Source organism: Roseitalea sp. (assembly GCF_984466335.1).
The window spans coordinates 1-4,780 of sequence record NZ_CFIFWG010000195.1; the positions used below are offsets into that span (position 1 = coordinate 1).

Genomic DNA, 4,780 nt, shown 5'->3' on the forward strand with positions numbered 1-4,780 from the left:
CAGAACAAACGCGCAAACGGAATCCCTAAAATAATAAATTGTCACCATAACCTAGAGCGCGTCCATTTTATGTTGTGTCATATCTGGCAGCGATAAAGTAGTTTGCGCATTCGGTTGGATTGATGGTTGAGACGAGGTGGCCGACGTTTTGCCAGGTTTCTTCGATGGTTCGTTTCTGGGCCATGCGCATCCAGTGCTTGATCTTGGCGAAGGCCTGTTCGATCGGATTGAGGTCGGGCGAATAGGGCGGCAGGTACCATAGCCGCGCGCCGGCCGATTGGATTGCGGCACGCACCGCCTTGCCCTTATGGCTGCCCAGATTGTCCATGACGACGATGTCGCCGGGCTGGAGCACGGGCACGGAGTTGCTGTTCGACCCAGGCCCGGAAGCATTGACCATTGATCGGGCCATCGAAGACGCACGGCGCGGTCAGGCCATCGCAGCGCAAAGCGCCGATGAAGGTCAGTGTGCGCCAATGGCCATGCGGGGCGAAGCCGCGCAGGCGCTTGCTCTTGTGGCCCCATCCGCGCAATGGCGCCATGTTGGTCTTGATCCATGTTTCATCAACGAAGACCAACCTTTGGGGATCAAGGCGCGCTTGGAAGGATCGCCATCGCTTGCGCCTGCGGGCAATGTCGGCGCTGCCCTGCTCAAGGGCGAACAGCGTTTTTTTTGAACCGCAATCCTTCACGTCGCAGGAACCGCCACACCGTGTCGTGCGAGACGTTCACACCGCGTGCGGCCAACTCTGCCTTCAGCCCATGCAGTGTCAAATGGGGTGTCTGACCGAGCCGCTCGATAATGAAGTCGCGATGCGGCTCCAGAACACGCTTGCGATGCCCGCCCATCTTGTCGGGTGCGACAGATCCCGTCGCACGGTAGCGCTGCGACCTAGGGCCTGTGGGGGTTCATTGGGGGCCATGCAGATTCCGAACACCGGCTATGGTGTTGCCTGCCAAGGAAAACCTCCGCTTCGCGTCCGAAGCGGAGGTTGGCGCCGGCCCCGTGTTTGGAGGACAATGACCGGCGATGGTTTTGGGCCGGCGATGGTTTTGGGCCGGTGATGGCTTTGGGCCGGTGATGGTCTTGCCTGGTCCGGGGCGGCGCCATGGCGCGCCGCCCCGGGTTTTGCGGCAGGGTCGCTGGAGGTCGGTCAGCGGCCCTGCTACTCCTGTCCCCAGGAGGATCGGGTCGAATCCGGGGTGATCGGCCACCAGTCCGGATCCTCGGGCACGATCCCGTGCCTGATGCCCCATGCGGTCCAGTCGTCGACCACGGTCCCGGTGATCAGGATGCCGATGCCGCCGGTGAGCACGCACAGCATGGCGAACCACCATGCCCAGCGGTGGATGGATTCGATGCTGGCGTTGAAGCCCATCGTCCACCGCCAGAACAGCGCGCCGCGCTCGGCCGCCGTGCCCCGATCGGTGATCTGCTCGATCTCGCGCTCGGCGCCGTAGCGGCTGGTCGCCAGGATCGTCGCCCCATGCATGGCGAACAGCAGCGCCGAGCCGTAAAGGAAGACGATCGAAAGCATGTGGAACGGGTTCCAGAACAGGCTTCCGCCCCAGATCAGCGAGAAGTTGTTGGTCCAGTCCAGATGGCTCAGGATGCCGAACGGCACCGCCTCGCTCCACGAGCCCATGGCGATGGGGCGGATGAAGCCCAGCACCAGATAGAGCCAGATCGCGGCGGCGAAGGCGGCGGGCACGTGCAGCCCCATGCCCAGTTCCACCGCGCGGCGGTACATGCGGAACCACCACAGGATGATCGAGGCGGTGATGAAGAAGCCGGCGATCAGCCACCAGCCGCCATCGTTGAGCGGCGGCATGACCTTCAGGCCGTATTCGGGCGGCGGCGGATCGAGCGACAGCCACGGCATTTCGAGCACGAAGCGCACCGGGTTCCAGTCGACCTGCGCCCAGTAGTTCAACCCGATGATGACGAAGCCGATCGTGAAGGTGACCAGCGAGGCCACGCCCAGAAAGCCCAGATAGATCGGGCCGAGCTGGGCGTTGCCGACCTTTCCGATCCAGTAGCTGAACGATGCCGACCTGGTCCGGTCGATCTGGCCTTCGATGGGAATGCCCATCTCGGGGGCGGCGCGCACCTGAACGGTCGTGAAGATGTTCTGATATTCGTTGAGCATGTCCGGTCCTCCTCACCCGGCCCAGCGCTGGGACAGGCTGCGAAGCGGCTCCCACCACTCGATCCACGAGCCGCCATAGATCGGCCCTGCGGAGATGAAGATGCACACCGCGCTCCAGAAGCCGGCATTGAGCGCCAGGAACAGACCCAGCCGGTGGATTCCGAGCGTGCCGATCGAATAGCCGATCGTGTCGCGGAAATAGGTATCCTCGTGCTCGGGGGTCTTGACGGTGGCGGGGTCCTTGGCGAGCGAATCGTGGGTCGCCGGATTGACCGCCGACAGGACGAGCCCCCCGTGCAGCGCGAGCGCGAGCGTGGTGGTGAAGAAGAAGGTGATCGCGATCATGTGCACCGGGTTGTAGTGGAAGTTGCCGTATTGGTAGCCGGTGTCCCATACCCATTGCAGATGGCTCATGATGCCGTAGGGGAAGCCGTGGCCCCAGGCGCCCAGCAGAAGCGGGCGGAAGACGACGAGCGTGACATAGGCGAAGATCGCAACGCCGAAGGCGAACGGCACGTGATAGCCGATGCCGAGCTTGCGGCAGATCTCGACCTCGCGCAGCGCCCAGGAGACGAACGCGCCGATCGCGCAGATCGTGATGAGCTGCCACAGCCCGCCCTCCTCAAGCGGCGCCAGGCCCAGCCCGTATTCGATGGGCGGCGGATTGATGGAAATCAGCCAGATGTTCCAGGTCGGGCCAAGGGACGCACCGTAGACGATGAGCACCGTGCCCAGAGCGGCAAAGAACGCGGTCGTGATGCCGAAGAAGCCGACAAAGAAGGGGCCGACCCAGAAGTCGAACAGATCCCCGCCTATCAGCGTCCCGCCACGCACACGATATTTGCGCTCGAAACTGAGCATTGCCATGGGTTTACCTCCGATGGCGAACGGCGTTCAGCGGCACCGTCCGCTGCACATGCGCTGATCGGCGGCGGGCAAGCCCGGAAGGGCCGGTCCCTTGGGCGATGCCCGCCGCCTTTGGTGGGGTGGCGTCAGCCGAAAAGGCGCGGTGCTTGCACCGGACCTTGCATGGATTGCTCCATGGCGGCTCCGCCGACCGGGTTGCCCTCGAACCAGTTGTAGCGTTCTGTGCTCAGCAGGACGAAATGGATCATCGCTGCAAGCGAGAACAGGAAGACGCCCTGTACGACCAGCGTCTTGCGCGGGTCGAAGACCATCCAGATTCTCCACATGTCGCTACTCCTTTACGAAAGCATGGGCAGGAGGGCCGAAGCCGTCTGGTTGACGCTCTCAAGCGAGGCGTAACCTTCCGGTCCCGGAATCCACGGACGCCAGAACCACACCAGGGCGTGCGCGACGACCGCGATGGCGACGAAGATCGCAAACCCCTGCATGTAGTATCCGTGGAACTCCTGGGCTTCGCTTTCCGTCATGCCGGACAGCGAAACGCTTTGTGGACTAGACATAAATGACCTCCTAGTCACAAGCGCCGCGGTGCCCCCGCGGCAGGGTGCCTCGGCAAGGGCGAGCCCTGTCCTCGGCTTCCGCCGGGTCGCCCCGGCGAACCCGTGTCGGTCACACCAGAAGCGCGTATCCGGCGGCCGCGCGGGCCGACGAAAGCGCCTCCGAAACCGCGCTCTGCCCCGCTGGGCCGTCGGCGGCGGCCCTGCGCAGCAGGGCCACGCCCAGGCACGGCAGAAACGAGATGGCGACGAGCGTCCGGTACTCGATCAGGTCGCGGCGGCGCTCGCTGCGGTGGTGGCGCGGCGCCTTCATGGCGGGCATCGGTGTCGTCATCGTCTCACTCCTTTCGGTTCGCCCGAAGACGAACGGCTGGCCTGCCGCCTCAGGCGGCTTTGCCCGCGACCAGTTGCAGCCGCGCGCGCTCGACATGGGTCCTTTCCACGCGCTCGGCGTCCTCGTTTTGGGTGATGGTTTCGGCCGCATCGCGCAGATTCTTGGCCGCCGAGATGCGCACCAGGACGGGCTGCGCCTCCACGATCCGGTCGAGATCCCGCTGCGCCTCGTTGCTCCAGGGCATGGAGCGTTCGGCGCGGGCCGGCGTCGCCTCGACCGAATCGAGGTCGGTGGCGAGCGGAATGATGTTGAACAGGGCGTCGAACAGGCCGTTGCACACTTCCTGGATCAGGAAGGACGCGCCCGAATAGCCCATCACCGGCGTGCCGGTGTGGCGGCGTATGATGGCGCCGGGGAAGCTGAGCGGAATGTAGATCGCCTTGCCGCCCGTCTCGGCCAGATACATGCGCTCATTGTAGGAGCCGAACAGGATCAGCGGCGGCGTGTCCGCGATCGCCCGGCGTATCGCCTGATTGTCCGGCTTGACGCCGGCGCGCCGCTGGAACGAGAAGGTGCAGGGCAGGCCCATCTCGTCGGCCAGGAAATTGCGCACGCCGCGCTCGTAGGTCTCGTTGGCGACGATCGCGAACGAGGCGGTCGCAAAGAAGTCCTGCGTCACCGAACGCCACAGGTCCCACATGGGTTTCAGTGTCGTGTGCTTTTCGCGCTCGATGAAGGGTTCCGGATCGAGCCCCAGCACCCGAATTCGACCCGCGTCCGGCGCGCGCAGGCCTTCGACACACTCCATCGTCGTGGTCTTCCCGGCGCCGTTCGGCCCGATGAGGCCGAAGATCTCGCCGCGCCGCACCGTG

General features: G+C 64.4%; 6 protein-coding genes and 1 pseudogene. All 7 read right to left on the reverse strand.

Going from position 1 to position 4,780, the window contains the following annotated elements; genetic code table 11:
• Positions 1-67 precede the first annotated feature (67 nt).
• Positions 68-891, reverse strand: a pseudogene (locus AC5E6L_RS14010) (IS630 family transposase); the annotation flags it as partial.
• A 275-nt stretch (positions 892-1,166) separates the two neighbouring features.
• Complete coding sequence (gene pufM, locus AC5E6L_RS14015; RefSeq protein ID WP_491230140.1) at positions 1,167-2,150, reverse strand: photosynthetic reaction center subunit M; 984 nt, start codon at positions 2,148-2,150, stop codon at positions 1,167-1,169.
• Between the two features lie 12 nt (positions 2,151-2,162).
• Entirely contained in the window at positions 2,163-3,017 is an 855-nt protein-coding gene (gene pufL, locus AC5E6L_RS14020; protein ID WP_491230139.1) for a photosynthetic reaction center subunit L, read from the reverse strand.
• A 125-nt stretch (positions 3,018-3,142) separates the two neighbouring features.
• Positions 3,143-3,343 (reverse strand): light-harvesting antenna LH1, alpha subunit, encoded by a 201-nt coding sequence (pufA, locus tag AC5E6L_RS14025; RefSeq protein WP_491230138.1) that lies wholly within the window; start codon positions 3,341-3,343, stop codon positions 3,143-3,145.
• 12 nt (positions 3,344-3,355) lie between these two features.
• Positions 3,356-3,577 carry a light-harvesting antenna LH1, beta subunit gene (pufB, locus tag AC5E6L_RS14030; protein ID WP_491230137.1) on the reverse strand — a complete coding sequence of 74 codons (222 nt, stop codon included), beginning with the start codon at positions 3,575-3,577 and terminating at the stop codon, positions 3,356-3,358.
• Between the two features lie 109 nt (positions 3,578-3,686).
• Positions 3,687-3,908, reverse strand: a complete 222-nt coding sequence (locus tag AC5E6L_RS14035; RefSeq protein ID WP_491774094.1) for a hypothetical protein — start codon at positions 3,906-3,908, stop codon at positions 3,687-3,689.
• A 49-nt stretch (positions 3,909-3,957) separates the two neighbouring features.
• Positions 3,958-4,780 (reverse strand): ATP-binding cassette domain-containing protein (locus AC5E6L_RS14040; protein WP_491774096.1); only part of this gene is annotated, 823 nt, incomplete at its 5' end.